The sequence below is a fragment of the Pseudomonas piscis genome (assembly GCF_009380155.1).
GTDB classification, from domain to species: Bacteria; Pseudomonadota; Gammaproteobacteria; order Pseudomonadales; family Pseudomonadaceae; genus Aquipseudomonas; species Aquipseudomonas piscis.
In genome coordinates, this window is the sequence record NZ_WHUV01000003.1 from 596,247 (window position 1) to 621,985 (window position 25,739).

Sequence of the window (25,739 nt, forward strand, 5' to 3'; positions counted from 1 at the left end):
CAACGCCGGGTCCTTGCTAGAATCGACGCCCCTCAACTGACTTCAGGCTGCTGTTCCATGACTGCTCCGACCCCGTTGATCCGCACCGTCCTGCCTGCCGACCTGGACCGCTGCTTCGCCATCGAGACCCAGGCCTACGAAGGCGACGAAGCCGCGACCCGGGACAAGATCGCCACGCGTATCGCCACCTGGCCCGAGGGTTTCATCGTCGCCGAGGTCGCGGGCGTGGTGGCCGGTTTCATCAACTCCGGCGCCACCTTCGAGGTGCAGATGGCCGACGAGGCCTTCAAGGAACTGGTCGGCCACGACCCGGCAGGCCCCGAGGTGGTGATCATGTCGGTGGTGGTGCATCCGGACTTCCAGGGCCTGGGTCTGTCCCGGCAGTTGCTGGAAGCGTTCATCGCGCGCATGGCAGGCGCTGGCAAGGCGCGTATCCACCTGATGTGCAAGGAGCGCCATGTACCGCTCTACGAGCGCTTCGGTTTCGTCTATCTCAAGGCATCGGCTTCGGACCACGGCGGCATGGCCTGGCATGAGATGGTGCGGGCTCTGTAGTTCCGCCACCGCCAAAGGCCGCTATGTCGCGGCCTTTTTTTGTGCCTGCATGGTTGGCGTGATTTTTTTCATCGGCATTGTCGATTGTGCGAAATCCCAGGCGACTAGGGATGAATCGAGCAGTTTGCTCGGTGATACCCATTCACCTTCCGAGGAATTTCGCCATGTCCAATCCATCCAGTGAAGCCCGCGTACGCAGCCTGATCGACCATTGGCGGCAGGCGGTAATGGCCAGGGATATCGAGCAGATCGTCAGCTTCTACGCCGATGACATCGTCTCCTTCGACGCGGTCGGCGCCCTGCAATTCAAAGGCAAGGAGGCCTACCGTGCGCATTGGCAGGCTTGCATGCAGGTGTGCCCCGGTCCCGGGATCTTCGAGTTCCATCAATTGCAGGTGCGGGCTGGCGACGAGCTGGCGTTCGCCCATTGGCTGGCCCATTGCGGTGGCACCGATGCCGACGGTGTGAGCAAGGCCTGCTGGATGCGGGTCAGCGCGGCGTACCAGTGCCTGGGCGGCCAGTGGCAGGTGGTGCACGAGCATTGGTCGGCGCCCTTCGACATGCAGACCGGCACCACCTTGTTCGACCTCGAGCCCTGACCGTCGGCGGGTTCGCCAAAGCCACGAACAGCGACCATAGTTGATCAGCCCGATCATGGAGGTGCCCATGAAATACCTATGCCTGGTGTATAGCGACGAACAACTGCTGCACAGCCTGCCCGATAGCCCGAAGGATGCCGAGTGCCTGGCTTATGCCGAGGCGGTGCGCGACAGCGGGCGGATGCTCGCCGCCGAGGCCCTGCAATCGGTGCAGACCGCTACCACGGTGCGCATGCGCGGCGGCAAGCTGTCGATCACTGATGGCCCGTTCGCCGAAACCAAGGAGCAGTTGGCCGGGTTCTACCTGGTGGAGGCTCGGGATCTCAACGAAGCGATCCAGGTCGCCGGGCAGATTCCGGCAGCCCGGGTCGGCAGCGTGGAAGTGCGCCCGGTACGTGAACTCAATCCCTGATGGCAACCAGCCAGAGGAGCGTCGCGATGACTTTGCAGACTGCGGGCCGCGTGCCCGCCGAACATGAACTGTCGATCAGCCGCTTGATCGATGCCCCGCGCAGCAAGCTGTTCCGTGCCTGGACCGAACCGGCGTTGCTGGCGCAATGGTGGGGGCCCCACGGCATGACCACTCCCGAGTGCGAGATGGACCTGTGGGTCGGCGGTCAGTTTCGGACCCTGATGCGCGCCCCCGATGGCAGCGAGTATCCGACCATGGGAGTGTTCCTGGAGATCGACGCACCGTCGCGGCTGGTGTTCACCGACGCCTTCCTGCCGGGCTGGATCCCCTCGGGCAAGCCGTTCATGACCGCCGAGGTGACCTTCGAGGAGCGGGGCGACCAGACCCTCTATACCGCTCGCGCCATGCACTGGAGCGAGGCCGATCGCCAGGCCCATGAAGCCATGGGCTTCCATGAGGGCTGGGGGCAGAGCCTGGAGCGCCTGGTGACCCTGGTCACCCAGGGCATGCCCGACTGATGCCGGGCCAGGCCGGAGCGGCAGTGACGGCGCTGGTGGAGCAGGTCTATCGCGAGCAGTCGCGGCGCATCCTCGCCACCCTGATCCGCCTGCTGGGGGATTTCGACCTGGCCGAGGAAGCCTTGCATGAGGCTTTCTTCGTGGCGGTGGAGCGCTGGCAGGACGACGGCATCCCGGCCAACCCCCGGGCCTGGCTGGTGTCCGTCGGGCGCTTCAAGGCCATCGATGGCTTGCGCCGGCGGGCACGTTTCGCCGCTTCCCAGGCCGCCCTGGCCAGCCAGCTGGAGCAACTGGAGCAGGAGGACTGGAGCGGTGAAGACGTGCAAGACGACCGCCTGCGGCTGATCTTCACCTGCTGCCATCCGGCCTTGGCGGCGGATGCCCAGGTGCCGTTGACCCTGCGGGAAATCTGCGACCTGAGCACCGAGCAGATCGCCCGCGCCTTCCTGGCGACCCCGGCCACCATCGCCCAGCGCATCGTGCGCGCCAAGGCGAAGATCCGCGATGCGGCGATTCCCTACCAGGTACCGGCACTGAACGAGTTGCCCGAGCGCCTGGACAGTGTCCTGCGGGTGATCTACCTGGTGTTCAACGAAGGCTACTCGGCGTCCCTGGGGGCCGAGCTGACCTGCGGCGACCTGACTCGCGAGGCGATCCGCCTGGGGCGCCTGTTGCTGGAGCTGCTGCCGGAGGCCGAGGTGATGGGCCTGCTGGCCCTGATGTTGTTGCACGAATCGCGGCGGGCGGCGCGCCTTGGCACCGATGGCGAGTTGATCCTGTTGGAAGAACAGGACCGCCGCTTGTGGTCGCGTGAGCTGATGGACGAAGGCTGCGCGTTGGTGGAGCAAGGCTTGCGCAGCGGCGGGGGCGGGCCTTACTGCCTGCAGGCGGCGATTGCCGCGGTGCATGCCGAGGCGCCCATGGCCAGCCAGACCGACTGGCCGCAGATCGTCGGTTTGTACGATGTGCTGCTGCGGTTGCAGCCCTCGCCGGTGATCGAACTCAACCGCGCGGTGGCCTTGGCCAAGCGTGACGGACCGGCGGCCGGCCTGGTCCAGGTCGAACGGATCCTGCGTCGCGGCGAGCTGGCCGACTATCACCTGGCCCATGCCGCCCGCGCCGATTTCTGTCGCCAGCTGGGGCAGGTCGAGGCGGCGCGCGAGTCCTACCGGCGGGCCCTGGAGCTGGTCCGCCAGGCGCCGGAGCGACGTTTTCTCGAGCGTCGCCTGGACCAGCTGTAGTCTCTATCAGCCGAGCATCCGTTGCAGGAACCAGCTGCCGGCCGGCCCCGGTGGCTGCAGGCGAGACCAGAGCGCGTCCACCAGCACCGGCCGTGGCCAGCCGCGGACCTTGAGTTCCTGCAGCCTGCCGGCGCCGAACTTCTCCACCAGCCAGCGCGGCAACGGCGCCCAGCCAAAACCGCCCTGGGCCATTTCCATCAGCATCAGATAACTGGGGGCCGACCAGACCCGGCCCTGGGGGCGGCTGTCATAGGGGTTGAGCACCGTGGCCAGGCGCAGTTCGCGGTGCTGGCCCAGGGCCTGCTGATCCACCCGATCGAGCTTGGCCAGGGGGTGCTGGCATGACACGAACAGCGATACCTCGCCGCGTTCGGCCATGGTCTGGTGTTCCAGGTCGGCCGGGTAATCGGCTTGTTTCTCGGCGAAGGCGATCTGCGCGCGGCCGCTTTGCACCAGGTCGACCAGGTCATCGCACTCGGCGATCAGGCATTCCAGTTCCAGCTCCGGGTAGCGTTGCTCGAAGGCATTCAGGCAGCTTTCGAAGCGATCGGACTGGTAGGTATCGGAAAGGGCTACGGTGAGCCTCGCCTCGATGCCTTGGGACAACTGGCTGGCGGCCAGTTCCAGGCGGCTGGTGGCGGCGAGGATCTCCTCGGCGCGGCGCAGTAGCACCTGTCCGGCCGGGGTCAGGCCGGGCTTGCGGCTGGAGCGGTCGAACAGCTGGACATCGAGGTCGATCTCCAGGCTGGCCACTGCGGCGCTGATGGTCGACTGGCTCTTGCCGAGCTTGCGCGCGGCGGCGGAGAACGAACCCTGGGTCGCGGCCTGGACGAATGCCAGCAGCACTTCGTTGGATGCCATGAAGTATCGCCTTGGTCGATGGTTATTGGTTAGGAAGTATCGATCGCATCCTGGAAGATCGCCAGCGTCTTCACTTCAGGAGCAGGCCATGAGCCTTCACAAATCCCTCACCGAACGCATTGCCCAGGCCGTCGCCTTCGAATTGCTGGCGTTGCTGATCTGTACTCCGCTGCTGTCCTGGGTCATGGATCGGCCGATGGTCGACATGGGCGTGGTCACCCTGGGCATCGGCCTCCTGGCGCTGGCCTGGAACGTGCTGTTCAACAGCCTCTTCGATCGATTGCTCAAGCGCCTGCGGATCGCCCATGGCGGCTGGAGCCGGGTGGTGCACGCACTGCTGTTCGAGGCTGGACTGGTGGTGGTCGCCGTGCCCTTGATCGCCTGGTGGCTGGGGATCAGCCTGCTGCAGGCGTTGATCCTCGACATTGGCGTGTTGCTGTTCTTCCTGCCCTATACCTACCTCTATCACTGGGCCTATGACGTGTTGCGCAACAAGTGGCTGCAGGTACGGCTGGCCCATTGAGGGCCAGCTTCATGCCGGAGCGAGCAGCTTCTCGATGGTGTCCAGGTAGGCTGCCAAGGCTCGCGGCACTTCTTCGAGCAATAACTCGCGCTTGAGCTCCTGGTGTTCCTGGGCCCGCTGGAACAGGCCCAGGGGCAGGCCGAGCAGCACCTGCCCCCAGGTTTCGCGCTGCCGGGCGCTGGCATTGGGCAGGCGCGCCTTCAATACCCGGTCATAGAGGTTCTGCATCTGCACGTGCAGGCCCGGGGCCTGCAACTGGCCCAGGGCATAGCCCGGAGTGAGCATCTGCAACAGGTCGGGATGCTGCTCGATGTATTGCAGGAGCGGCAGGGTGGTCTGTTCTATCACTTGCCGGGAACTCAGGCCTCGCCAATGACTCTCATCGACGCCATGCAAGGGTTCGGCGATCGCGCTCATGGCGGCGATATGGCCCTGGCCCAGGGCCTCCAGCACCTGCTGTTTGTCGCTGAAAAAGTGATAGAGCGAGCCGATGGAGGTGCCGGCTTCCCTGGCGATGCCGTGCATGGTCAGGTTCGCTACCCCCAGCTGGATCAGCAGGCGCGCGCAGGCCTGGAGAATGGCCGTGACCCGCTGGTGGCCGCGGGTCTGCTTGGGCGTGCGCTGGAGCTTGGTGGAGGAGGGGGCTGTGTCGTTCATGGTCGGCGAAGTTTTTCGGGGGCGCCTATTATGGCGTAGAAGGTTGTGTCCAGTCCTTGGAAAAACTAGACACGACCTTCTACTTTTGCTGAAAATACCCGGCGGCGGGAGCCTTCCTCTGTGCTCGCCATCCTTCCGGCTTTCTGAAAAACATGACTAATTCTCGCAACTGGATCATCTGCGAACACTGCGACTCCCTGTACGAGTCCGTGCCGCTCGGTAAAGGTCAGGCGGCGCAGTGTTCGCGCTGCGGTGCATTGCTGGCCCGCGCCCGGCACCTGAACGTGCAGCAGTTGTTCGCTTTGTCGATCACCGCCGGGTTGCTGTTCGTCTTCGCCAATTTCTTCCCGGTGATCAAGATCAGCCTCGAAGGCCTGAGCAACGAAGCGACGCTCTGGCAATCGGTGGAGGCCCTGGCCCAGGGCCGGATCAGCCTGATCGCCGCAGTCACCGGCCTGACCATCATCCTCGCCCCGGGCCTGCAGATCGTCCTGTTGTGCTGGGTGCTGGGTTTTGCCAATTTCGGCCGCGCCGCGCCGGGGTTCAAGGCCTGCATGCGCGCCCTGGAGCACCTGCGGCCCTGGAGCATGCTCGAGGTCTGCCTGCTGGGAATCCTGGTGGCCATCGTCAAGCTGGCGGGCATGCTCGACGTGCATCCCGGGCTGGGGCTGTGGGCCCTGGCGATGCTGACGGTGCTGATCATCCTGATTTCCGGCAAGGACATCCGCTACCTCTGGGATGACCTGGAGGGTCGCTACTGATGAGCACACCGCCCTATGCCCGGGACCATCAACTCAAGCTGTGCCACACCTGTGGCCAGGTCTGCCAGGCGTCCGAGCACTATTGCCCGCGCTGCGATTCGGCGGTGCATGCGCGCAAGACCAACAGCCTGTCGCGTACCTGGGCCTTGCTCCTGGCCAGCCTGATCTTCTACATCCCGGCCAACCTGTTGCCGGTGATGCACACCAACATCTTCGGCAATGCCAGCGAGAACACCATCATGAGTGGCGTGGTGGAGTTCTGGAAAGCCGGCTCCTGGGACATCGCGCTGCTGATCTTCATCGCCAGCGTGGTGGTGCCGGGCATCAAGTTCTTCGTCCTCGGCATCCTCCTGGTGACCTGCCAGCGCCGCTCGCGCTGGGCCCAGCGCGAGCGGGCCAAGTTGTATCGTTTCGTCGAGGTGATCGGCTACTGGTCGATGCTCGATGTACTGGTGGTGGCGCTGGTGGCGGCCCTGGTGCAGTTCCGTGCCTTGAGCTCCATCGACCCGCGCATGGGCATTCTGTTTTTCGGTTTGGTGGTGGTGCTGACGATGTTCGCCGCCATGAGTTTCGATCCCCGGCTCATCTGGGATGTAGAGGTTGAAGATGTCTGATCATCCAGGTTCCAACGCAGCAAGTTCCCCGTCAGCCCCTGGCGCCCCGGCGCTGCGCACGCGACGCTTCAATGTCTCGCTGGTATGGTTGGTACCCATAGTCGCGGCCCTGGTGGGGCTGTCGATGGTGGTCCACAAGTCGATGTCCGCCGGGCCGGAAATCAGCATCAGCTTCCAGACCGCCGAGGGCCTGGAGGCCAACAAGACCCAGGTCAAGTACAAGAACGTGGTGATCGGCAAGGTGACCTCCATCGCCTTGAGCGATGATCGGCGCAAGGTGGTGGCCAAGGTCGAACTGGACCAGTCCGCCGAGCCTTTCACCGCCGAGGACTCGATGTTCTGGGTGGTGCGTCCGCGCATCGGCGCCAGTGGCGTTTCCGGTATCGACACCCTGCTGTCCGGGGCCTTCATCGGCGCCGACGCCGGCCGCTCGGACAAGCGCAAGGACAGCTTCAAGGGCCTGGAGACTCCACCGCCCATCACCTATGGCCAGAAGGGCAAGCGCTTCACCCTGCATACCGATGACCTGGGCTCCCTGGATATCGGCTCGCCGGTCTACTACCGGCGCATCCAGGTCGGCCAGGTGGTGTCCTATCAGTTGGCCAACAGCGGCAAGGGCGTGGACGTGAAGATCTTCGTCAACTCGCCCAACGACAAGTATGTGACTACCGATAGCCGCTTCTGGAATGCCAGCGGCGTGGACGTGACCCTCGGCGCCAACGGGCTGAAGGTCAACACCGAGTCGGTGTCGTCGATCCTCGCCGGTGGCATCGCCTTCGTCGAACCCAAGTACAGCCCCAACGCCAAGCCGGCTGAAGAGAACGCCGAATACAACCTGTTCGGGGACCAGGACACCGCCCTGGCACCGCCAGACGGCGCCCCGTACTACATCCGCATGCGCTTCGACCAGGCGCTGCGTGGCCTGGCCATCAACGCACCGGTGGAGTTCCTCGGGGTGAACATCGGCAAGGTGGTGTCCATGGACCTGGACTATGACCAGGAGCGCAAGTACTTCCCGACCCTGGTGGGGGCGGTGATCTACCCCGAGCGCCTGGGCAAGGCCCATGAAAAACTGCTGAAGCAGACCGGCGGCGAAGACGACGCCCGCTCCGCGCAACTGATCGGCGCCTTCGTCAGAAATGGCCTGCGGGCCCAGGCGCGCAGCGGCAACCTGTTGACCGGGCAGCTGTTCATCTCCCTGGACTTCGTGCCCAACGCCAAGCCCGTGGCCTACAACCCCAGCGCCCGGCCACTGGAGATTCCTACCGTACCGGGCAGCCTGGACAAGCTGCAGGAGCAACTGCAAGCGACCATGGACAAGATCAGCAAGCTGCCGATCGATTCCATCGCCGCCAACCTGGATTCCAGCCTGGCGGAAATGAACAAGACCCTCAAGCAGGTCAACGGCCAGGTCCTGCCGCAGATGCGCGAAACCCTGGAGCAATCGAAGAAGACCCTGGCCAGCGCCAACGAGAGCTTCTCCGAGGACTCGCCACAGCGCCAGAGACTTGGCCAGGCCATGGAGGAGGTGCAGCGCACGGCCCGTTCGGTGCGGGTGCTCACCGATTTCCTCGGTCGCCATCCTGAGGCGCTGATTCGCGGACGCCTCAAGGACAATCAACCGGATGCCTACCAGTCGCCATCCTCCTCCGTTCGCGAATCCGTACCGGAAGCCCAGCCATGAAAACCCGTGCCCTGTTGTTGAGCCTGACCCTGGGACTTGCCGCGTGCAGCTCCGCGCCCACCCATTACTACACCCTGATGCCGCCGGTGACCGAAGGCGCCACGGCCAGGAACTCGGGATTGCAGTTCGAGATGTCCACGGTGCGCATCCCGGTCCAGGTGGACCAGCCACAGCTGGTGGTGCGCCAGGACAGCGGCACCCTGGCGATCCTCGAGACCCAGCGCTGGAGCGCGCCATTGGTGGATGAGTTCCACGATGCGCTGGCCAGCCAGATGGAGGCGAAGCTGGGGACCCGCAACCTCGAGGGCCTGCCGAAGCAGCCCGGGCGCCCGGTGCTGTCGTTGCAGACCGATGTGCGGCGCTTCGAATCCCTGCCCGGGCGCTATGCCTTGATCGATGTGGTCTGGAGCCTGCGCCAGCGCAGCGAAGGCACCCCGGCCCGCAGCCTGACCTGCAGCAGCCAGATCCGCCAGCCGGCGGGCGTCGAGCTCGGCAGCCTGGTGCAGGCCCACCAGCAGGCCATCGCCCAGTTGGCCGGGCAGATCGCCGGCGCCGCCCAGCGCTGGTCCTGCCCCTGATCCAATGCAGCGGCCCAAGCCGCTTCGTATCGACGTTTGATCGCTGAAGGTCGCCTGGTCGCTTCAGCGCCGGGCGGAGAGTTGCTGGGGGGCGAGGAACGCATCGCGAAAGTAGTCCCGCAGCGCTTGCATCGCTGGGGTGAAGGCGCGGTCGCGACGCCAGGCCAGGCCGACGCTCATGGGCGTGACCGGGTCGCTCAGGCTCAGGGTCTCGATGCGCTTGCCCTCCAGCGACCAGGGCCGATGCACCAGGTCCGAGAGGATCGCCACGCCGCTGCCGTTGGCCACCATGCTGCGCACCGCTTCTACCGAGCTGGTGCGCACCCGCACCCTGGGCTGTTGGCCGGCCTGTTCCCAATAACGCATGGCGCTTTGTTCCGCTTCGTCGACGGTGAGCAGGATGAACGGCTCCTCGGCCACGTCCGCCAGGCTGACGCTGGTCCGTTCGCACAGCTGGTGATGGGCCGGTAGCCACAGCCTGCGCTCGGAGTTGAACAGCGTCTCGGAGACGATATCCGGGTGGGTCAGGTTGGCGGTGAGCACTACCGCCATGTCGAAGCGCCCGGCCAGCAGCCCCTGTTCGATGGCCTGGCGTTCCTGTTCGTGCAGTTCGATGGTGACGTCCGGGTGCCAGTGCCCCAGGCGCTGCAGATGGTGCGGCAGGAAGTAGCCGATCACCGTGTAGCTGGCGGCCAAGTGCAGGGTGCCGCTGGCGCGGTAGTCGGGCAGCGGGCTGTTGAGCGCGTCGTCGACGCTGCGCAGGATCACGTAGGCGCGGTTGAGGAAGTGCCGGCCGGCATCGGTCAGGCCCATGCCCTGGGCCGACCGCACGAACAGCTGCACGGCGAGCATCGCTTCCAGTTCCTTGATTGCGGTGGTCACCGCCGATTGGGAAATGTTCAGGTGGATTGCGGCCTGGGAGATCTGGCCGATCTCGGCAGTGGCCACGAAGTAACGTACCTGGCGCAGGGTCAACGACATTTCTATCCGTCCATGTATCTGATTTTCAGAACAAGCTCTATCTGATAATAGATCTTCCCAAGGGGTCAAGGCCGCTCTAACGTCCATCGCACGAAGTCACGAACGTTGGAGCAACAGTGATGCAGGCAGTGGATTTCAATTCGGACATGGGCGAAAGCTTCGGCCCGTGGACCATCGGCGATGGCGTCGACAACGAGCTGATGGGCTTCATCAGCTCGGCCAACATCGCCACCGGCTTCCATGCCGGCGACCCCGGCACCATGCGCCGCACCATCGAGCAGGCCCGGCTGCGGGGCGTGGCCATCGGGGCCCACCCGGGCTTTCGCGACCTGGTGGGGTTCGGCCGGCGCCACATCAACGCCCCGGCCCAGGAACTGGTAGACGACATGCTCTACCAACTCGGCGCCCTGCGTGAGCTGGCCCGGGTCCAGGGCCTTAAGTTGCAGCACATCAAGCCCCATGGCGCGTTGTACATGCACCTGGCCCGGGACGAGGAGGCGGCGCGACTGCTGGTGGAAAACCTGCAGAAACTCGAACCCGAACTGCTGCTGTATTGCATGCCCGGTTCGGTGATCTGCCGGATCGCCCAGGAACTGGGGCAACCGGTGATCCGCGAGTTCTACGCCGATCGCGATTACGACCTCAGCGGCTCCATCGTCTTTACCCGCCGGGTGCGGGTCCTGGATCCCCATGAGGTGGCCGCCAAGGTCCTGCGCGCCTGCCAGCAAGGGCTGGTCCGCACCGTGGAGGGCGAGGACCTGGCCATCGAGTTCGACTCCATCTGCCTGCACAGCGACACCCCAGGTGCCCTGGACCTGGTGGAAGCCACCCGCGCCGCGCTGGACCTGGCCGGCATCCAGGTGCGAGCGCCGCGCTGAGGCGTTGCTCGCCAAGCCTCGCGCATCGACGCGACTCCAAGCGGTTTTGCTTTTTTTGCCTGCCTTTCGACAACTATTCCAAGAGAAACAGACATGGCCGAATACAACGTCATCACCCCCTTGCCGGGCACTTTCTACCGCAAGGCCACGCCCGACTCGGCGCCTTTCGTCGAGGTCGGCGACAGCGTCAGCGCCGATACCGTGATCGGCCTGATCGAAGTCATGAAGCAGTTTTCCGAGCTCACTGCCGGCAGCGCCGGCCAGGTCGGCGCCTTCCTGGTCGAGGACGGTGACCCGGTGGAACCGGGCCAGGTCGTCGCGACCCTGGTCGAGTGAGGGCCGCCCCATGACCGAATCCATTCGCAAGCTGCTGGTCGCCAACCGTGGCGAGATCGCCGTGCGCATCATTCGCGCGGCCAAGGCCCTGGGCATTCCCACCGTCGCTGCCTGCAGCGAGGCGGACGCCGACTCCATGGCCGCGCGCCTGGCCGACGAAGTGCAGATCATCGGCCCGGCCCGGGCCGACAAGAGCTACCTGAATATCCAGGCCCTGCTGGCAGCCCTGGAGGCCAGCGGCGCCAATGCCGTGCATCCGGGCTACGGCTTTCTTTCGGAAAATGCCGAGTTCGCCGAGGCGGTGGTCCAGGCCGGGGCGATCTTCGTCGGCCCCGATGCGCGGACCATCCGCCGCATGGGCGACAAGGCCGAGGCCCGGCGTACCGCCCAGGCCGCCGGGGTGCCGGTGGTGCCCGGTTCGCCCGGCGAACTGTTCGACCTGCCAGCTGCGTTGCAAGCGGCGCAGGCGGTGGGTTTTCCATTGCTGATCAAGGCATCGGCCGGTGGCGGCGGGCGGGGTATTCGCCTGGCCGAGGATGCGGCGCAACTGGCCGAGGAGTTTCCCCGGGCACAGCGCGAGGCGCAGGCGGCGTTCGGCAACGGCGCCTTGTACCTGGAGCGGTTCATTGGCCGGGCCCGGCATATCGAGGTCCAGGTGCTGGGCGACGGCAAGCGTGCGGTGCACCTGTTCGAACGTGAATGCTCGCTGCAACGGCGGCGGCAGAAGATCTTCGAGGAGGCGCCATCGCCGGTACTCGATGCCACCCAGCGCGAGCAGTTGTGCAGCAGTGCGGTGCGCCTCACCGAGGCCCTGGGCTACCAGGGCGCTGGCACCCTTGAGTACCTGTATGACGACAGCACCGGCGAGTTCTTCTTCATCGAGATGAACACCCGGATCCAGGTGGAGCATCCCATCAGCGAGCTGATCACCGGTGTCGACCTGGTCCAGGCCATGCTGCGTATCGCCGGTGGTGAACCGCTGGATCTGCGCCAGGAGGATATCCACCTCGATGGCGCGGCCCTGCAGATGCGCCTGAACGCCGAGGACCCGGCGCGGGACTTCTTCCCCAGCCCGGGCAAGGTCCAGGAGTTGTCCTGGCCGCAAGGGCCGGGGGTGCGGGTCGATAGCCACCTGTATCCGGGGTATGCCGTGCCGCCCTACTACGACTCGCTGCTGGCCAAGCTGATCGTCCATGGCGCCGACCGCGAGCAGGCCCTGGCTCGGGCGCGGGCGGCCGTGGAGCAAACGACCTTGACTGGCATGGCCAGTACCTTGACCCTGCATCGCGAGCTGCTGGCCGAGCCTTGGCTGGCGAGCGCGGACTTCCATACCGCAACCCTGGAAACCTGGCTGGCCGGGCGCCGTGCCGGAGGTGTCGCATGAACCAACCGATCCGCTACAGCTTTGGTGCCGACGAGCACCTGTTCGCCGAAGTCAGCGACAGCATGTCCCTGGAGGCTTTCTTCAAGGGCATGGCGGTCACCCGCGCGGTGGAGCGCCTGACCCTGGATGGGGTACTGGACGTATGCCTGGCCAATGCCTCGTTCCAGATCCGTTTCGATCCGGATCGCATCGCGCCCCAGGCCCTGCTGGAGGCCGTGCGCGAGGCCGAGGCCGGCGCCGTGGCCGAGCGCAGCCTGCACACGCGGATCATCGAGATCCCGGTGCTGTACAACGACCCCTGGACCCATGAAACCCTGATGCGTTTTCGCGACCGGCACCAGGACCCGGACGCCAGCGACCTCGAATACGCGGCGCGGATCAACGGCCTGGCGGATGTCGACGCCTTCATCGCCGCCCACAGTGGCGCGCCCTGGTTCGTCTCCATGGTGGGTTTCGTCGCCGGCCTGCCGTTCATGTTCCAGATGGTCGAGCGCGAGCGCCAGTTGCAGGTGCCCAAGTACCTGCGGCCGCGCACCGACACGCCGAAGCTGACCCTGGGCCATGGCGGCTGCTTCGGCTGCATCTACTCGGTGCGCGGCGCCGGTGGCTACCAGATGTTCGGCGTGACCCCGGCACCGATCTACGATCCGCAGCAGCAACTGGCCTACCTCAAGCAGCACATGGTGTTCTTCCGCCCCGGGGACATCGTGCAGTTCAAGCCTATCGATCGCGAGGCCTATGACCACGCGGTGGCCGAGGTGGAGGCCGGGCGCTTCGACCTGCGCATCCGTGAGGTGGAGTTTTCCCTGGATGCCTTTCTCGCCGACCCGGTCGGTTATCCCAAGTCGCTGCAGGAGGTGTTGGCATGATCAAGGTCATCAAACCGGGCCTGGCCACGTCGGTACAGGACCTGGGCCGCGAGGGCTTCTATCACCTGGGTATCCCGCCGTCCGGGGCCCTGGACCAGTACGCCCTGAGCGCCGCCAACCAACTGGTGGGCAACCCGGCTGGCGCCGCGGGCCTGGAGTGCACCTTGCTCGGGCCGGAACTTGAGTTCACTGCCGATGCCCTGGTGGCGGTCTGTGGTGCACACATGACGCCCAAGCTCGATGGCGTGGACAGGCACCTGGATACCGCGTTCGCGGTCAAGGCCGGGCAAGTGCTGCGTTTCGACTTCCCCAAGGCCGGGGCCCGGGCCTACCTGGCGGTGGCCGGTGGCATCGATGTGCCGCTGGTGCTGGGCAGCCGTTCCACCTATGCCCTGGGCGCCCTGGGCGGTTTCCAGGGGCGGCGCTTGGCGGCCGGCGATGAGCTGCCGGTGGGGATCGCCGGCGGCAAGGGCCGCCCGGGGGCCAGCCTGCCCATGGCGCTGCGCCAGTCCCTGGGGGGCGAGATCAGTCTGCGGGTGGTGCCGGGGCTCTATTACGAACGCCTGAGCGAGGGGGCCAAGGCGAGTTTCTTCGCCGAACCCTGGACCGTGGGCTCGGAGGCGGATCGCATCGGCTATCGCTTCAAGGGTGGCAGTGCCCTGGGCTTCCAGCCTCGGGAGCAGCCGTTCGGTGCCGGTTCCGATCCGTCGAACATCGTCGACAGTTGTTATCCCATCGGTTCGATCCAGGTGCCGGCGGGGCTGGAGCCCATCGTCCTGCATCGGGATGCGGTGTCCGGTGGCGGCTACGCAATGATCGGTACGGTGATCAGCGCCGACCTGGACCTGGTGGGGCAGATGCAGCCCAACCAGAAGGCGCGCTTTATTCCGGTGACCCTGGAAGAGGCGCTGGAGGCCCGGCGTTCCTACAAGAAGAAACTGGCTTGCCTGAGCAAGCTGTTTGCGTCCTGATCCACCCGTCCGTGGCGGCTCACGCATCGTGTAGCCGCTGCCGCAGGGGACTGCTGGCTAGAACAGTTGGGTGAACAGCCAGTACAGGCTGCCGGACAGCAGGATCGCCGCCGGCAGGGTCAGCACCCAAGCCATGGCCAGGTTGCGGATGGTGCGCATCTGCAAGCCGCCGCCGTTGGCCACCATGGTCCCGGCCACCCCCGAGGACAGCACGTGGGTGGTGGACACTGGCAGGCCGAACATGTCCGCCGCGCCGATGGTCAGCATCGCCACGGTTTCCGCCGACGCGCCCTGGGCGTAGGTCAGGTGGGTCTTGCCGATCTTCTCGCCAACGGTCACCACGATGCGTTTCCAGCCGACCATGGTGCCCAGACCGAGCGCGATGGCCACCGCGATCTTCACCCACAATGGGATGAAGCGCGTGGCGTTGTCGATCTGCTGCTTGAACAGTTGCAGCTTGTCGCGGGTGTCCTGGTCGAAATGGCCGACCTGGTTCTTGTCCATCAGGCGGATGGTTTCACTGGTCAGGTACATGTCGTTGCGCACGTTGCCCATGGCTTCGGCCGGAACCTTGGACAGCGAGCCATAACCCTTCACTTCATTGCCGATGGCACCGGCCAGGGCGGCCAGGGCTGGCACCAGTTCGGGCGTGGCTTGCTTGCTGCGCATGTATTCCGAGAGCACCGCGCGAGGATCGGTTGGCGCGGCCTGTGGAGCACTCTTGACCAGGGCTTGCTGGGTGACTTCGGCCACGGCGGCGAACTGCAGGGCCTGGTCGGCGGGCATGGTGCGGTTCAGGGCGTAGGCCATGGGCAGGGTGCCCACCAGGATCAGCATGATCAGGCCCATGCCTTTCTGGCCGTCGTTGGAGCCGTGGGCGAACGACACCCCGGTGCAGGTCAGGATCAGCAGAGCGCGAATCCACCACGGTGGCGGGGTGTCGCCCTTGGGCGCCTTGTACAGCGCGCGGTTCTTGACGAACAGGCGCAGGGCCAGCAACAGCAGGGCGGCGAACACGAAGCCGATCAGCGGCGAGAACAGCAGGGCATAGCCGACCTTGGTGGCCTGGCCCCAGTCCACGCCGCTGGTGCCATCGCGGCCGTGCATCAGGGCGTTGGCCACGCCGACGCCGATGATCGAGCCGATCAGGGTATGGGACGACGAGGCCGGTAGGCCGAGCCACCAAGTGCCGAGGTTCCACAGGATGGCGGCGATCAGCAGGGCGAAGATCATGGCGAAGCCGGCGGAAGAGCCCACCTGCAGGATCAGCTCCACCGGCAGCAGGGCGATGATGCCGAAGGCCACTGCGCCGCTGGACAGCAGCACCCCGAGGAAGTTGAACAGGCCAGACCAGACCACCGCGAACTGTGGTGGCAGCGAATGGGTGTAGATCACCGTGGCCACCGCGTTGGCGGTGTCGTGGAAGCCGTTGACGAATTCGAAGCCCAGGGCGATCAGCAGCGCGACGCCAAGCAGCAGGAACGGGGTCCAGGTGGTGACCGTGGTGCCCAGTTCGTGCATGTCGTGCATCAGGCTGTAGGCGGTGAACAACAGGCCCAGGGCCAATACGGCGAAGAACGCCACCAGGGTGAAGGGACCGGGTTTCTTATCCAGTTGCGGTTTGGCGTCGACGCTGGGGGAGGCGACGGTCAGGGAAGGGGTGGCCATTGCTGGACAATCCTGTGGCTGGAAGGAATGGCTTCCATGATCGTTGCCGAATGTTACAGGCAGACTGCCCCAGGTCATGGTTTGTGCGATTGACAGGCCCGTTGATCCGTTTGCCCCCCGGCGGCTCGTGCCGAGCCGTGCGCAGCCTGCGGCATCGGCTACACGAGGCGGGGTTGCGGATACGGTGGTGCTGTGTAGCCGCTGTCGAGCGCCAGCGAGGCTGCGTACGGCCGCGGGGTCAGTAATCCTGGCGTTTGCGAAAGGCCCAGCGCCCGGCGATCACGGTGAAGGTGACCACCAGCGCCACCAGGATCCAGAAGCCTTCCGGATCGCCGGAGAAGGGAATGCCGCCGACGTTCATGCCGAAGAAGCCGGCGATGATGTTGATCGGCAGGGCCAGCACCGTGACCACGGTCAGGGTGAACAGGGTGCGGTTGCTCTGCTCGTTGAGGTTGGCGGCGATTTCCTCCTGCAGCAGCTTGATCCGCTCCCCCAGGGCCGTGAGGTCGCTGATGATCAGGGCGAACTCCTCGGTGGACTTGCGCAGCTCCTTGACGTCGTCCTTCTGCAACCACGGCGGCGGCCGGTTGAGCAGCCGCAGCAGCGAGCCCGGCTCCAGGGCCAGCAGCCGTTGCAGGCGCACCAGTACCCGGCGCATGGCTCCCAGTTCGGCACGGTTGGCCGAGACCCTGGCCGCCAGCAACTGGTCTTCGATCTGGTCGACGCTGAGGCTGGTCTTGCGCACGATCTGGGTCAGCACCTCGCCCTGGTCCCGTAGCAGGTGGACCAGCAGTTCCAGGGGCGAGCGGAAGTGCTCGCCGGCCTTGACCGAGGAGCGCAGCTTGTCCACCGAATGCAGGGGTTGCAGGCGGGCGCTGATGATCAGGTTGCTGCGTACGCAGACCCACAGGGTGGAGATGTCCGAGGACAGCATGCTGCTGAAGTTGAACACCACGTCGTTGACCACCGCCAGCAGGGCCGAGTCCACGTGCTCGATGCGGGTCGAGCGCGAACCTTCATGCAGTGCTTCGAAGAATTCATCGGGCAGTTGCAGGTGGGCCTGCATCCAGCGCTCGCAAGCGGCATGGGCCAGGTTCAGGTGCAGCCAGAGAAATTCATCCTGGTGTTCGGCGGATTGCAGGGCTTGCAGGGCCTTGGCCGAATCCATTTCGCGACCACGTTCGCCGGGGCGGAAGCGGTAACCGTAGAGCAGGCCAAACAGATCGGAATCGCGGTGACTCTGGTCGATGCTGTGGTTCATGGGGGCTCGCAGGAGGGACAGTGCCCGCGCGGGTTTCACAGGTTCACTTGAGCCACATCATGGCAATGCTTCTTGACGGTTTTGTGACAATTGAAAGTCCATGATTCGCCGCGTTATACCGGCGGTCGGCGGCTCTCAAGAATGTGTCGTCGATGCCGATCACGCTCACATGCCACGCGCATTCGAGCCGTCTCGAATGCGCCCGACAGGGACGTTCGGACTTACGCATGCCTTATCGGGCCTGCTCCATCCCTGCCATGAGATCTTCTCGATGTTTTTGCAAAAATCCCTGAGAGGGCAAATTCTTGCCCTGCTGAGTGGCAGCCTGTTGGCGATGCTGTTGATCGCCCTGGCGTGCTTTCAATTGCTGTCCAATGGCGTGCAGAGCTACCGCGAGCTGATCGAAGGTCCGCTGCACAGTTCGCAACTGATCGACGAGGCCAACCTGCAGTTCAAGATCCAGGTGCAGGAATGGAAGAACGTGCTGCTGCGAGGCAAGCAGCCCCAGGAAATGAACAAGTACTGGCAGCAGTTCGAAGATCGCCAGCGCGACGTGCAGAACATCCTTGGCGAGCTGGCACAGACCCAGGGCCTGGAGACCTCGCTCAAGAGCCGGGTCCAGCGTCTGGCCCAGGAGCATCTGGCCCTTGGCCAGGCCTACCAGAAGGCCCGTGATGCCTATGTGGCCGGCGGTGCCGATCCGAGTGCCGGCGATGCTGCGGTGAAGGGCTTCGACCGTGCCGCCAGCGAGCAGATGAGCGAGCTGGTGGTCGAGTTGCGCAAGCAGGGCCAACAGCAGTCGTTGCAGATCAGTGCGGCCGCCGATCGTACGGTGTGGCTGGGTATCCTGGTGATGCTCATTTCCGGTTTGCTGATCGGCCTGCTCAGCCTGTGGCTGGTCAACCGTAGCCTGGTGGAGCCGATCCGCCAGTTGATCGACTATGTGGCCCAGCTCAGCCGTGGCCAGTTCTCCCAGCGGGTGGACAACACTCGCCAGGACGAGCTGGGCAAGCTGGCCGCCGCCGCCAACACCCTGCGTGACTTCCTCGCCCAGACCTTCACCAGCCTGCAGCGCAGTGCCTCGGACCTGGATACCTCCAGTGGTGAGCTCAACTCCATCGCGACCTTGATGTCCCAGGGCACCAACGACCAGTTCAGCCGCACCGACCAGGTGGCCACGGCGATGAACGAGATGTCCGCCACCGCCCAGGAAGTGGCACGCCATGCCGCCGATGCCGCCCGGGCCGCGGACGATGCCGACCAGTCGGCGCAGCAGGGCGAGCAGGTGATGCAGAGCACCATCGACAGCATCACCCAGATGCGTGGCGAGATCGCCAACACCGCTACGGTGATCCGTCGTCTGGAAGCCGACAGCGGCAGGATCGGCAAGGTGCTGGAAGTGATTCAGGGCATCGCCGAACAGACCAACTTGCTGGCCCTCAACGCGGCCATCGAGGCGGCCCGGGCCGGCGAGGCGGGACGCGGTTTCGCCGTGGTCGCCGATGAAGTGCGCAGCCTGGCCCAGCGCACCGCGGCCTCGATCACCGAGATCAACCAGATCATCCAGACCGTGCAGACCGGCGCGGTGGATGCCGCCCATGCCATCGAGAGCGGTCAGTCGCGCAGCGAACAGAGCGTGCAACAGGTGACCGAGGCCGGGGCCATGCTCGAGCGCATCACCCAGGCGGTGGAAGCGATTCGCGACATGAACCGGCAGATCGCCACCGCCGCCGAGGAGCAGACCTCGGTGGCCGAGGACATCTCGCGCAACCTGACCGAGATCACCTCCATCGCCAGCACCAACCTGGACAACGTCCAGCGTACCGAGGCGGCGAGCCGCAACCTGCATGTCCTGTCGGGCCAGCTGAACGAGGTCACGGCGCGCCTGAGCGCCTGATCCCTGGACCCGCAAAGCACAAGGCCGCGCCCCTTGTAGAGGCGCGGCCTTGTGCTATCTGCAGGTTACTGGTCTTGCTTGTTGGCCAGGACCTTGCCGGTCTTGGCATCCAGGTCCACATCCCACTCGATGCCTTTGCTGTCACGCAATTCCACCTGGTAGACGTAGGCGCCGCTGGCGGTCTGTTCCAGCTCGGTGTCGGTGATGTTGGCGGCGCTGGTGCCGGGATGCTGGGCCAGGGCGGCCTGGTTGAGTTTCTCCAGGTCCATGATGGCGCCCGACTTGAGCAGGCCCGGGATCAGGTCCGGGCGGACATCGGCCTGGGCCAGTCCGGCGCTCAGGGTCAGGGCGGTGGCGGCCAGCAGTGCGGAGAATTTGCTCATGGATGATTCCTTCGGGGGTGATGGGTTTGGATGGGCACAGGTTAACCAGCGCAACTTAATTCACCCTTAATTCCCGCCACCGATTGCGCCGTTTGTTCAAGCCTGCGGGCCTGGCTGGCCGGCAAGCTGCTGTCTCCTTATCGATGGAGACAAGACGGATGAAACGAATGCTTGCGTGGTTGTATGGGCCGCTGTTCTTCGGTGGCTTTATCGGCGCCGGTGTCTGGTGGATGGGCAGTGCGGGTGGCTCGGCGGCGGGCCTGCCCTGGTTGTTCCTGGGGGCCCTTGGCGTGTCCTTCCTGGCGGAGTGGGGCTTGCCTTACGAGCCCGCCTGGAACCGCTCCCACGGGGACCGGTTGCGCGACTGCCTGCACGCCGTGGTCAACGAAGGCTTGAATGCCATCGGCCTGCTGGCGCTGCCGGGGCTGGCGATGCTGCTGGCCCACGATGGCTTGTGGCCCCGGGACTGGCCGCTCTGGGGACAGCTGTTGCTCGCGGTTACCGTGGCCGATTGCGGGATCACCCTGGCGCACTATGCCAGTCACCGTTGGGCCTGGCTGTGGCGCCTGCATGCGGTGCACCACAGCGTGCAGCGCATGTATGGCTTCAACGGCCTGCTCAAGCACCCCTTGCACCAGTTGCTCGAAGCCTCGGCAGGGCTGTTGCCGTTACTCATACTGGGCATCCCGCTGCCGGTGGCACAGCTGCTGGCACTGGCCATCGCCATCCAGTTGCTGTTGCAGCATTCCAATGTCGACATGCGCCTTGGCGTACTGCGCCTGGTGTTCGCCTGGGCCCCGGTGCACCGCTTCCACCATATGAAGTACGGGCGTGCCGGGGATGTGAACTTCGGTCTGTTCTTCAACCTGTGGGACTGGCTGCTGGGCACCACGTTCTACCGGCATGATTACCCGATGCGTCCGGGAGACCTGGGCATCGGCAGCCGTCCGGACTACCCGGCGGGGTACTGGCGGCAACTGCTGGAGCCCTTCAAGGTCCAGCGTTACAGCGCCGAGCCCAAGGTGCCGCAAGCCCTGCGTCGGCAGGTCAAGCCAGCAGGCGGGGCCTGAGATGCTTGAGGGCCTGGCCGGCGGTGACGCCGAACAGTGCTTTCAAGGTCCGGGAGAAGTGCGCGGCGTCGGCGAACCCGGCGCCGTGGGCCGCCTGGGTCATGGCCTGGCCCTGGAGCATCAGGGCCATGGCCAGGCGCAGGCGCCGCCACAGCACCAGGCGGCGTACCGGCAGGCCCACGTCGCGGGCGAACAAGCGCTCCAGCTGGCTCAGGGACAGGTTGGCCTGGGCCGCCAATTGCGCGGCCGCCACCTTGCCGTCCAGGGCCGCGTCCAGGGCCTGCAACGCCCGCTCTATGCGCCGGTCGACCATGGGCTGGCGCGGGCAGGAGCGTAGCGCGGCCTCCAGTTCGGGCAAGCCGGGTGTCACCTCGCTGACGCTTTGGTGCAGGTCCCGCGCATCGATCGACAGCGGTTCGGCATAGACCGTGAACGCCGCTTCGGGAGCTTCGACGATGGCGTGGCGGCACAGGGCCTGGATCATCAGGTAGTGACCGCTTTGGCGAACACCATCGAGCTCCACGGTGACCGGCTGCCCGGGGGCGATGATCAGTTGATGGGCGTAGTGGGCATGGGGCGTGGTACGCCCCATGAACCCGTGGACCAGGCCGAAGTCACGACCCAGCCAGAGTTCGCCCTGCCAGCGGGAGTCGCTCATTCAGTAGCCGCTGGCTTCCAGCAGGCGGGTGACACTGGTGCCGGCCGGACGCTGGAAGTACTTGAGCAACTGGTCGCTGCGGTTGGTGAAGATGCCATCGACGCCGGCATTCATCACCTTCTGGAAGTCCACCGGCTCGTCCACCGTATAGACATGCACCAGCAGCCCCTGATCGTGGGTGTACTGGTTCATCCACGGCTGCACCAGGTCGGCGTAGCTCTGTTCGCCACCGCCCGAGAGGGCTGCCGAAGGGCCGGTGCCGATGGCGCCCCGGGCCTTGGCGAAGTCGACCCAGCGCTTGAACTCTGCCTGGTCCCGGGGTTGCTGGCGGGCATAGAAGGCCGCCTTGTCGGTTTCACCGCTGCTGGCAAAGCTCTGTCCGGATGCCGGCTCGATGCTGCCAGGCGCGAGCCACAGCAACAGGACCTTGGGCACCTGGGGCATTTCCTGGTGCAGCAGTTCCAGGCTGTGCTTGTCGAAGGTTTGCAGCACCACCTGGCCTTTGCCCTGGCCTGCTGCCAGGTCGCTCTTGGCCAGGGTCGAGCCGGCCGGGCTCAACCAGCCGCGGTCCTGGAGTTTTTTCTTGAGGTCGTGCTCGATACCCGGGAACAACTGGGGTTCCTTGGTCTCGATGTAGAGCCCGGGCTTGTGCGCCGAACTGCCCTGGGCGATATCGATGATTTCATCCAGGGTGAGGATCTGCAGGCCGACGAAGCCTGGCCGGGCGCGGTCGGGGTGGGCCTGGTTGAACCAGCTGCCGGCGTCCAGGGTCTTCAGCTCGGCCATGGTGAAGGCGTTGGCCGGACGGTCCTTGCGTTCGGGGAATTTCTGCGCGACATCGGTGGTGCGTTGCAGGTTGTTGTCATGCAGGGCGAACAGTACGCCATCCTTGCTGCGCTGCAGATCCATCTCCAGGTAATCGGCCCCCAGGTCGCGAGCCACCATGTAGGCGGCGGCGGTGGATTCGGGAGCATCGAAAGAAGCCCCGCGGTGGGCGATGACCGCTGGCCGTGCAATACCCAGGCGAGCGGCCAGGGCCTCGGGATCGGCCGGTTCCGCGGCCTGGGCCAGGCCGCATGCGAGCATCAGGCCCAGCATCAGGGTTCTGGAGTGGAAGGGGTTGGGCATGCTCGAAATCCTTTCGTGGGGGCGGGGACGAGTCGCTATCTTTTAACAACTCGATGACGCTTGTGCTATCGCCAGAGCGACATCGAGCGAGCAGTCGCGCAGGCCCCGGGTTTTTTCCGGCGCTTTGCAGTACTCTTGGACCCCGCAGTTTCCCCAGCAGAGGGAAGCCAGAAAACACCGCTGTTCCTTGCCTCGCGTGTAGACCATCGATCCCCCGTCCTGCGGGACCCATAGCGAGGTTTACCATGAGCATCACCTCCGAACTCATTTGCCAGGCCGCCGACCAGCTCAAGGGTTTTGTCGGTTTCAATCACAAGACTGGCCGCTACATCGTGCGTTTCAGCGAGGACTCCTTCGGCATGGACGTGGCCGACGACGCCATAGTCCCGGCCAGCGAGTTCGTCTGGACCCGGGCCGACGGCGAGGCCATGAGCCTGCGTCGCGAGCAGATCCAGCTGTTGCTGGACCAGAACATCGACGACCGGATCAACATCAGCGAGCCCCTGCGGGTGTACATGCGCCGCAGCGACCTGCCGGAAATCCAGGCCGTGCGCAGCTTGCTCTCCAGCGACCGGGGCTGACCCGCCGCGACTGCCCGGAGCGCCTGGACAGGCGCCCCGGGAGACCGTTCATTCAGCGCAGCCGTAGGCTCGCTCGACCCTGCTCACCCGCGTACTGAAGCTGCGATACCACTGGTTGCGACCGCGCTCGCGGACAGCGCTGTGCTCTGCGTGTCGCTTCCAGGCCAGGATCGCCTCCTCGCAGGTCCAGTAAGACACGGTGATTCCGAAGCCATCGGCGCCCCGTGCCGATTCGACCCCGAGAAATCCCGGCTGTTGGCGGGCCAACTCGAGCATGCGTGCGGCCGCCTGGTCATAGTCCGGATCGGCTGCATTGCGCTGGGAGCTGAAGATCACTGCGTAGTAGGGCGGTGCGGGTGTCTGGCCGATCATCGCTGAACCTCCCGGCAGGCTTGGAGCAGGGCCCGGGCCAGGGGCGGGGTGTGGCCGGCGAGTGCCGCGCGTTCGGGTTGGAACAAGGTCGCGACGAAGAACGGATGGCCGTCCAGCTCCACGGCGCGCAGTTCTGCGGCCTGGTCGTGGCCGCTGGCACGCAGGGCGCCGGCAAGCAGGGGGCCGGCGAAGTCCGGATTGACCCCGTAGTGGCAGCGGTAGCCTTCCTCGATGCGCTGGCTGCCATAGGCCCTGGCGATCAGGCTATCGGGGCGCAGCTGGATAAGGTCGCGGGTTTCCACCAGAGCGCAGCTCAGCAGGCTCAGGACCGCCCGCTCGGCCTCGGGAGCGGTTTCCCCGTGCTCGGCGTCAGTCCAGCCCAGCACGTTGCGAGCGTATTCCAGCACCGCGTGCTGGAAGCCGCCGCAGGTGCCGAGAAAGGGCCGCTGTTTCTCCCGGGCCACGCGGATCGCCAGCAGTGCCCCGGCCATGTTGCGATAGGGGCTGCCGGGCACGCACCAGATGCCATCGAAACCTTCCAGTTGCCCGGCATCGTGCAAGTGTTCGGTAGCCAGCCACTGGTATTGCAGTTGCACGCCCGTCTCGATGGCGGCTCGTTCCAGGGCCAGGGGCAGGGCCTGGTGCGCGGTGATCCGGGGATCGTGATCACCCACCAGGGCGATGCGAATCAGTGGTGTCGCTGGGTGTGCGGGCATGGGGCACTCCTCTGTTCATGCTGGCTTGTGGTCGGTTGGCGGCCACTATAGATTGGCGCTGGTGCAATCAATATTGGCGTTTTGACAAGTGATCAATGCAGTAGCGCACTATCAACTGGACTATCCCGACCTGGCGCTGATCCTGGCCCTGGTCCGTGGCGGCTCCCTGGCCCGCGCGGCCGCCCTGCTCAAGGTCGATGTCTCGACGGTGTTTCGCGCGGTGCGCCGGCTCGAGGCCGGGCTTGGCCAGCAACTGTTCGACAAGAGCCGCGCCGGCTATTTGCCCACCGGCCTGGCCCAGGCCCTGGCCCAGCAAGCCGAGCAGGCGGAACAGGCGCTGGAGGCGGCGCGGATCGGTGTGGCCAGGGGCGGAGAGGTGATCAGCGGTACGGTGCGCCTGACCTGCACCGACTCGGTGTTGCACAGCTTGTTGCTGCCGGCGCTGGCGCAGTTCATGCCGAACTACCCGGCTCTGGTCATCGAGCTGTGCACTTCCAACGATTTTGCCAACCTCAGCCGGCGCGATGCGGATATCGCCGTGCGCCTGACCGCGACGCCGCCCGAGCATCTGGTGGGGCGCTGCCTCGGGGCTGTGGCTTATCGCTTGTATGCCAGTGTCGCGTACTGCCAGCGGGTGGATTGCAGCGAGCTTTCGCAGCTGGCGTGGATCGCCCCGGACGACTTCCTGCCCGACCATCCGACGGTGGCCTGGCGGCGCCAGCAGTGGCCTGGGGTGCAACCGGCCTATCGCTGCAACAGCATGCAGTCGGTGGTGGAACTGGTGCGTGCAGGGCTTGGGGTCGCGGCGCTGCCGGACTTTCTCGTTGCCGACGGGACGCTGGTGCCCTTGAGCGAACCCCTGGGCCATGAAACGGCCCTGTGGTTGCTGACCCGGCCGGATTGCCGGGCCCTGCGCTCGGTGGTGACACTATTCGATGAGCTGGCGCGCCACCTGCGCTGGAGTTGAAACGCTCAGGCGCCGGGCTGTTCCTTGCGCACGAAGTGCTCGTGCATTTCGCTGGTCAGGTTCTCGATACGCTCGGTCAACTGCTTGGTCATTTCCGTCAGGCGAGTGTTCTGCTCCAGCAATTCCAGCAATTGCGCGGTGGTCTGGGCGGCCTCGGCCTGGCGCTCGCTATTGGCGACGGCCAGGGCTTCGCGGTGTTGCGCGTCGGCGTCGGACTGGGCCTTGTCCCGGGCGGCCTGGCGCGTCTGCGCCAGGAGGATCAGCGGCGCGGCATAGGCCGATTGCAGGCTGAAGGCCAGGTTCAGGAGGATGAAGGGGTAGACATCGAAGTGGGTCAGCCCGCTGAGGTTCAGGGCCACCCAGATCACCACTACCAGGGTCTGCGCGCCGAGGAAGGCCGGGGTGCCGAAGAAGCGGGCGAAGGCCTCGGCCTTCAGGGCGAAACTGTCGGTGCCGAAGGTCGGCGCCAAGTGGGCATGGGCGCGATGAAAGCGCAGGTGATCGGTGCTCGAGGTGGTTTTTTCCGGGGTGTCGCTGGAACTCATGGTGGCCTCCGCCAGGCGTTGGAACGTCGGGCCACTATAGCTTTGCAGGCCGTTCCCGGCGTCATTATCGA

General features: G+C 65.5%; 30 protein-coding genes. 19 read left to right on the forward strand and 11 right to left on the reverse strand.

What is annotated here, in order from left to right; translation table 11 throughout:
• Positions 1–57 precede the first annotated feature (57 nt).
• The 5 genes from GDH07_RS19650 to GDH07_RS19670 all read left to right on the forward strand — a co-directional run bounded on the left by GDH07_RS19650 (position 58) and on the right by GDH07_RS19670 (position 3,325).
• Positions 58–555 carry a GNAT family N-acetyltransferase gene (locus GDH07_RS19650; protein WP_053137157.1) on the forward strand — a complete coding sequence of 166 codons (498 nt, stop codon included), beginning with the start codon at positions 58–60 and terminating at the stop codon, positions 553–555.
• Positions 556–719: 164 nt separating this feature from the next.
• Entirely contained in the window at positions 720–1,154 is a 435-nt protein-coding gene (locus GDH07_RS19655; RefSeq protein WP_022640391.1) for a YybH family protein, read from the forward strand.
• A 67-nt stretch (positions 1,155–1,221) separates the two neighbouring features.
• Positions 1,222–1,566 (forward strand): YciI family protein, encoded by a 345-nt coding sequence (locus GDH07_RS19660; protein ID WP_022640390.1) that lies wholly within the window; start codon positions 1,222–1,224, stop codon positions 1,564–1,566.
• Positions 1,567–1,592: 26 nt separating this feature from the next.
• A complete protein-coding gene (locus tag GDH07_RS19665) occupies positions 1,593–2,084 on the forward strand; it encodes an SRPBCC family protein (RefSeq protein WP_022640389.1) in 492 nt (163 codons plus the stop codon).
• Positions 2,084–3,325 carry an RNA polymerase sigma factor gene (locus tag GDH07_RS19670; RefSeq protein WP_152898589.1) on the forward strand — a complete coding sequence of 414 codons (1,242 nt, stop codon included), beginning with the start codon at positions 2,084–2,086 and terminating at the stop codon, positions 3,323–3,325. The genes GDH07_RS19665 and GDH07_RS19670 overlap by 1 nt, the downstream gene beginning before the upstream one ends.
• A 6-nt stretch (positions 3,326–3,331) precedes the next feature.
• On the opposite strand, the gene GDH07_RS19675 is transcribed toward GDH07_RS19670, so the two are convergent.
• Positions 3,332–4,186: a LysR family transcriptional regulator gene (locus GDH07_RS19675; protein WP_053137152.1), complete on the reverse strand. Its 855-nt coding sequence runs from the start codon at positions 4,184–4,186 to the stop codon at positions 3,332–3,334.
• Between the two features lie 88 nt (positions 4,187–4,274).
• On the opposite strand from GDH07_RS19675, the gene GDH07_RS19680 reads away from it, so the two are divergent.
• Complete coding sequence (locus GDH07_RS19680; protein ID WP_022640385.1) at positions 4,275–4,709, forward strand: multidrug/biocide efflux PACE transporter; 435 nt, start codon at positions 4,275–4,277, stop codon at positions 4,707–4,709.
• Between the two features lie 9 nt (positions 4,710–4,718).
• On the opposite strand, the gene GDH07_RS19685 is transcribed toward GDH07_RS19680, so the two are convergent.
• Positions 4,719–5,366 (reverse strand): TetR/AcrR family transcriptional regulator, encoded by a 648-nt coding sequence (locus tag GDH07_RS19685; RefSeq protein WP_152898590.1) that lies wholly within the window; start codon positions 5,364–5,366, stop codon positions 4,719–4,721.
• Between the two features lie 152 nt (positions 5,367–5,518).
• Between GDH07_RS19685 and GDH07_RS19690 the strand changes: the two genes are divergently transcribed.
• Genes GDH07_RS19690 through GDH07_RS19705 form a run of 4 tightly spaced genes read left to right on the forward strand, consistent with a single transcriptional unit; the run spans position 5,519 to position 9,003 of the window.
• Positions 5,519–6,127, forward strand: a complete 609-nt coding sequence (locus GDH07_RS19690; protein WP_031320352.1) for a paraquat-inducible protein A — start codon at positions 5,519–5,521, stop codon at positions 6,125–6,127.
• On the forward strand, positions 6,127–6,741 hold the full coding sequence (locus tag GDH07_RS19695) for a paraquat-inducible protein A (protein ID WP_022640382.1): 615 nt from the start codon (positions 6,127–6,129) through the stop codon (positions 6,739–6,741). Before GDH07_RS19690 ends, GDH07_RS19695 begins: the two co-directional genes overlap by 1 nt.
• Positions 6,734–8,425, forward strand: coding sequence for a PqiB family protein (locus GDH07_RS19700; protein WP_053137139.1), 1,692 nt, complete (start codon positions 6,734–6,736; stop codon positions 8,423–8,425). The genes GDH07_RS19695 and GDH07_RS19700 overlap by 8 nt, the downstream gene beginning before the upstream one ends.
• Entirely contained in the window at positions 8,422–9,003 is a 582-nt protein-coding gene (locus GDH07_RS19705; RefSeq protein WP_022640379.1) for a PqiC family protein, read from the forward strand. The genes GDH07_RS19700 and GDH07_RS19705 overlap by 4 nt, the downstream gene beginning before the upstream one ends.
• Positions 9,004–9,066: 63 nt before the next feature.
• Here GDH07_RS19705 and GDH07_RS19710 read toward each other — a convergent pair whose 3' ends face one another.
• Complete coding sequence (locus GDH07_RS19710) at positions 9,067–9,984, reverse strand: LysR family transcriptional regulator (RefSeq protein WP_022640378.1); 918 nt, start codon at positions 9,982–9,984, stop codon at positions 9,067–9,069.
• Positions 9,985–10,103: 119 nt separating this feature from the next.
• Between GDH07_RS19710 and GDH07_RS19715 the strand changes: the two genes are divergently transcribed.
• The 5 genes from GDH07_RS19715 (at position 10,104) to GDH07_RS19735 (ending at position 14,422) form a co-directional block, all read left to right on the forward strand.
• Complete coding sequence (locus GDH07_RS19715; RefSeq protein ID WP_022640377.1) at positions 10,104–10,862, forward strand: 5-oxoprolinase subunit PxpA; 759 nt, start codon at positions 10,104–10,106, stop codon at positions 10,860–10,862.
• A gap of 93 nt (positions 10,863–10,955) precedes the next feature.
• Positions 10,956–11,198 carry an acetyl-CoA carboxylase gene (locus GDH07_RS19720; protein WP_022640376.1) on the forward strand — a complete coding sequence of 81 codons (243 nt, stop codon included), beginning with the start codon at positions 10,956–10,958 and terminating at the stop codon, positions 11,196–11,198.
• A 10-nt stretch (positions 11,199–11,208) separates the two neighbouring features.
• Positions 11,209–12,582, forward strand: a complete 1,374-nt coding sequence (locus GDH07_RS19725) for an acetyl-CoA carboxylase biotin carboxylase subunit (protein ID WP_152898591.1) — start codon at positions 11,209–11,211, stop codon at positions 12,580–12,582.
• Positions 12,579–13,451: a 5-oxoprolinase subunit B family protein gene (locus tag GDH07_RS19730; RefSeq protein WP_152898593.1), complete on the forward strand. Its 873-nt coding sequence runs from the start codon at positions 12,579–12,581 to the stop codon at positions 13,449–13,451. The genes GDH07_RS19725 and GDH07_RS19730 overlap by 4 nt, the downstream gene beginning before the upstream one ends.
• Entirely contained in the window at positions 13,448–14,422 is a 975-nt protein-coding gene (locus tag GDH07_RS19735; protein WP_053137127.1) for a 5-oxoprolinase subunit C family protein, read from the forward strand. Before GDH07_RS19730 ends, GDH07_RS19735 begins: the two co-directional genes overlap by 4 nt.
• 57 nt (positions 14,423–14,479) lie before the next feature.
• Here GDH07_RS19735 and GDH07_RS19740 read toward each other — a convergent pair whose 3' ends face one another.
• A complete protein-coding gene (locus tag GDH07_RS19740) occupies positions 14,480–16,090 on the reverse strand; it encodes an inorganic phosphate transporter (RefSeq protein WP_152898595.1) in 1,611 nt (536 codons plus the stop codon).
• 238 nt (positions 16,091–16,328) lie between these two features.
• Entirely contained in the window at positions 16,329–17,351 is a 1,023-nt protein-coding gene (locus tag GDH07_RS19745; protein WP_022640372.1) for a transporter, read from the reverse strand.
• A 271-nt stretch (positions 17,352–17,622) separates the two neighbouring features.
• On the opposite strand from GDH07_RS19745, the gene GDH07_RS19750 reads away from it, so the two are divergent.
• The gene (locus GDH07_RS19750) at positions 17,623–19,248 is read left to right on the forward strand and encodes a methyl-accepting chemotaxis protein (protein WP_053137124.1); all 1,626 of its coding nucleotides are present in this window, start codon (positions 17,623–17,625) and stop codon (positions 19,246–19,248) included.
• 65 nt (positions 19,249–19,313) lie between these two features.
• Here GDH07_RS19750 and GDH07_RS19755 read toward each other — a convergent pair whose 3' ends face one another.
• Positions 19,314–19,631, reverse strand: a complete 318-nt coding sequence (locus tag GDH07_RS19755) for a PepSY domain-containing protein (protein ID WP_022640371.1) — start codon at positions 19,629–19,631, stop codon at positions 19,314–19,316.
• Positions 19,632–19,789: 158 nt separating this feature from the next.
• On the opposite strand from GDH07_RS19755, the gene GDH07_RS19760 reads away from it, so the two are divergent.
• A complete protein-coding gene (locus GDH07_RS19760) occupies positions 19,790–20,701 on the forward strand; it encodes a sterol desaturase family protein (protein ID WP_053137121.1) in 912 nt (303 codons plus the stop codon).
• Here the strand turns inward: GDH07_RS19760 and GDH07_RS19765 are convergent.
• Complete coding sequence (locus GDH07_RS19765) at positions 20,679–21,359, reverse strand: AraC family transcriptional regulator (RefSeq protein WP_152898596.1); 681 nt, start codon at positions 21,357–21,359, stop codon at positions 20,679–20,681. The genes GDH07_RS19760 and GDH07_RS19765 overlap by 23 nt on opposite strands.
• On the reverse strand, positions 21,360–22,487 hold the full coding sequence (locus tag GDH07_RS19770) for a glycerophosphodiester phosphodiesterase (protein WP_152898597.1): 1,128 nt from the start codon (positions 22,485–22,487) through the stop codon (positions 21,360–21,362).
• 245 nt (positions 22,488–22,732) lie between these two features.
• On the opposite strand from GDH07_RS19770, the gene GDH07_RS19775 reads away from it, so the two are divergent.
• Positions 22,733–23,068: a DUF2025 family protein gene (locus GDH07_RS19775; protein ID WP_022640366.1), complete on the forward strand. Its 336-nt coding sequence runs from the start codon at positions 22,733–22,735 to the stop codon at positions 23,066–23,068.
• A 48-nt stretch (positions 23,069–23,116) separates the two neighbouring features.
• Here GDH07_RS19775 and GDH07_RS19780 read toward each other — a convergent pair whose 3' ends face one another.
• Positions 23,117–23,440, reverse strand: coding sequence for an antibiotic biosynthesis monooxygenase family protein (locus tag GDH07_RS19780; RefSeq protein ID WP_085597295.1), 324 nt, complete (start codon positions 23,438–23,440; stop codon positions 23,117–23,119).
• On the reverse strand, positions 23,437–24,156 hold the full coding sequence (locus GDH07_RS19785; protein ID WP_152898598.1) for a CTP synthase C-terminal region-related (seleno)protein: 720 nt from the start codon (positions 24,154–24,156) through the stop codon (positions 23,437–23,439). Before GDH07_RS19785 ends, GDH07_RS19780 begins: the two co-directional genes overlap by 4 nt.
• An 88-nt stretch (positions 24,157–24,244) precedes the next feature.
• Between GDH07_RS19785 and GDH07_RS19790 the strand changes: the two genes are divergently transcribed.
• Positions 24,245–25,123 carry a LysR family transcriptional regulator gene (locus GDH07_RS19790; protein ID WP_343038291.1) on the forward strand — a complete coding sequence of 293 codons (879 nt, stop codon included), beginning with the start codon at positions 24,245–24,247 and terminating at the stop codon, positions 25,121–25,123.
• A gap of 5 nt (positions 25,124–25,128) precedes the next feature.
• Here the strand turns inward: GDH07_RS19790 and GDH07_RS19795 are convergent, their stop codons facing one another.
• Positions 25,129–25,668 (reverse strand): DUF1003 domain-containing protein, encoded by a 540-nt coding sequence (locus GDH07_RS19795; RefSeq protein WP_022640362.1) that lies wholly within the window; start codon positions 25,666–25,668, stop codon positions 25,129–25,131.
• Between the last annotated feature and the right edge of the window lie 71 nt (positions 25,669–25,739).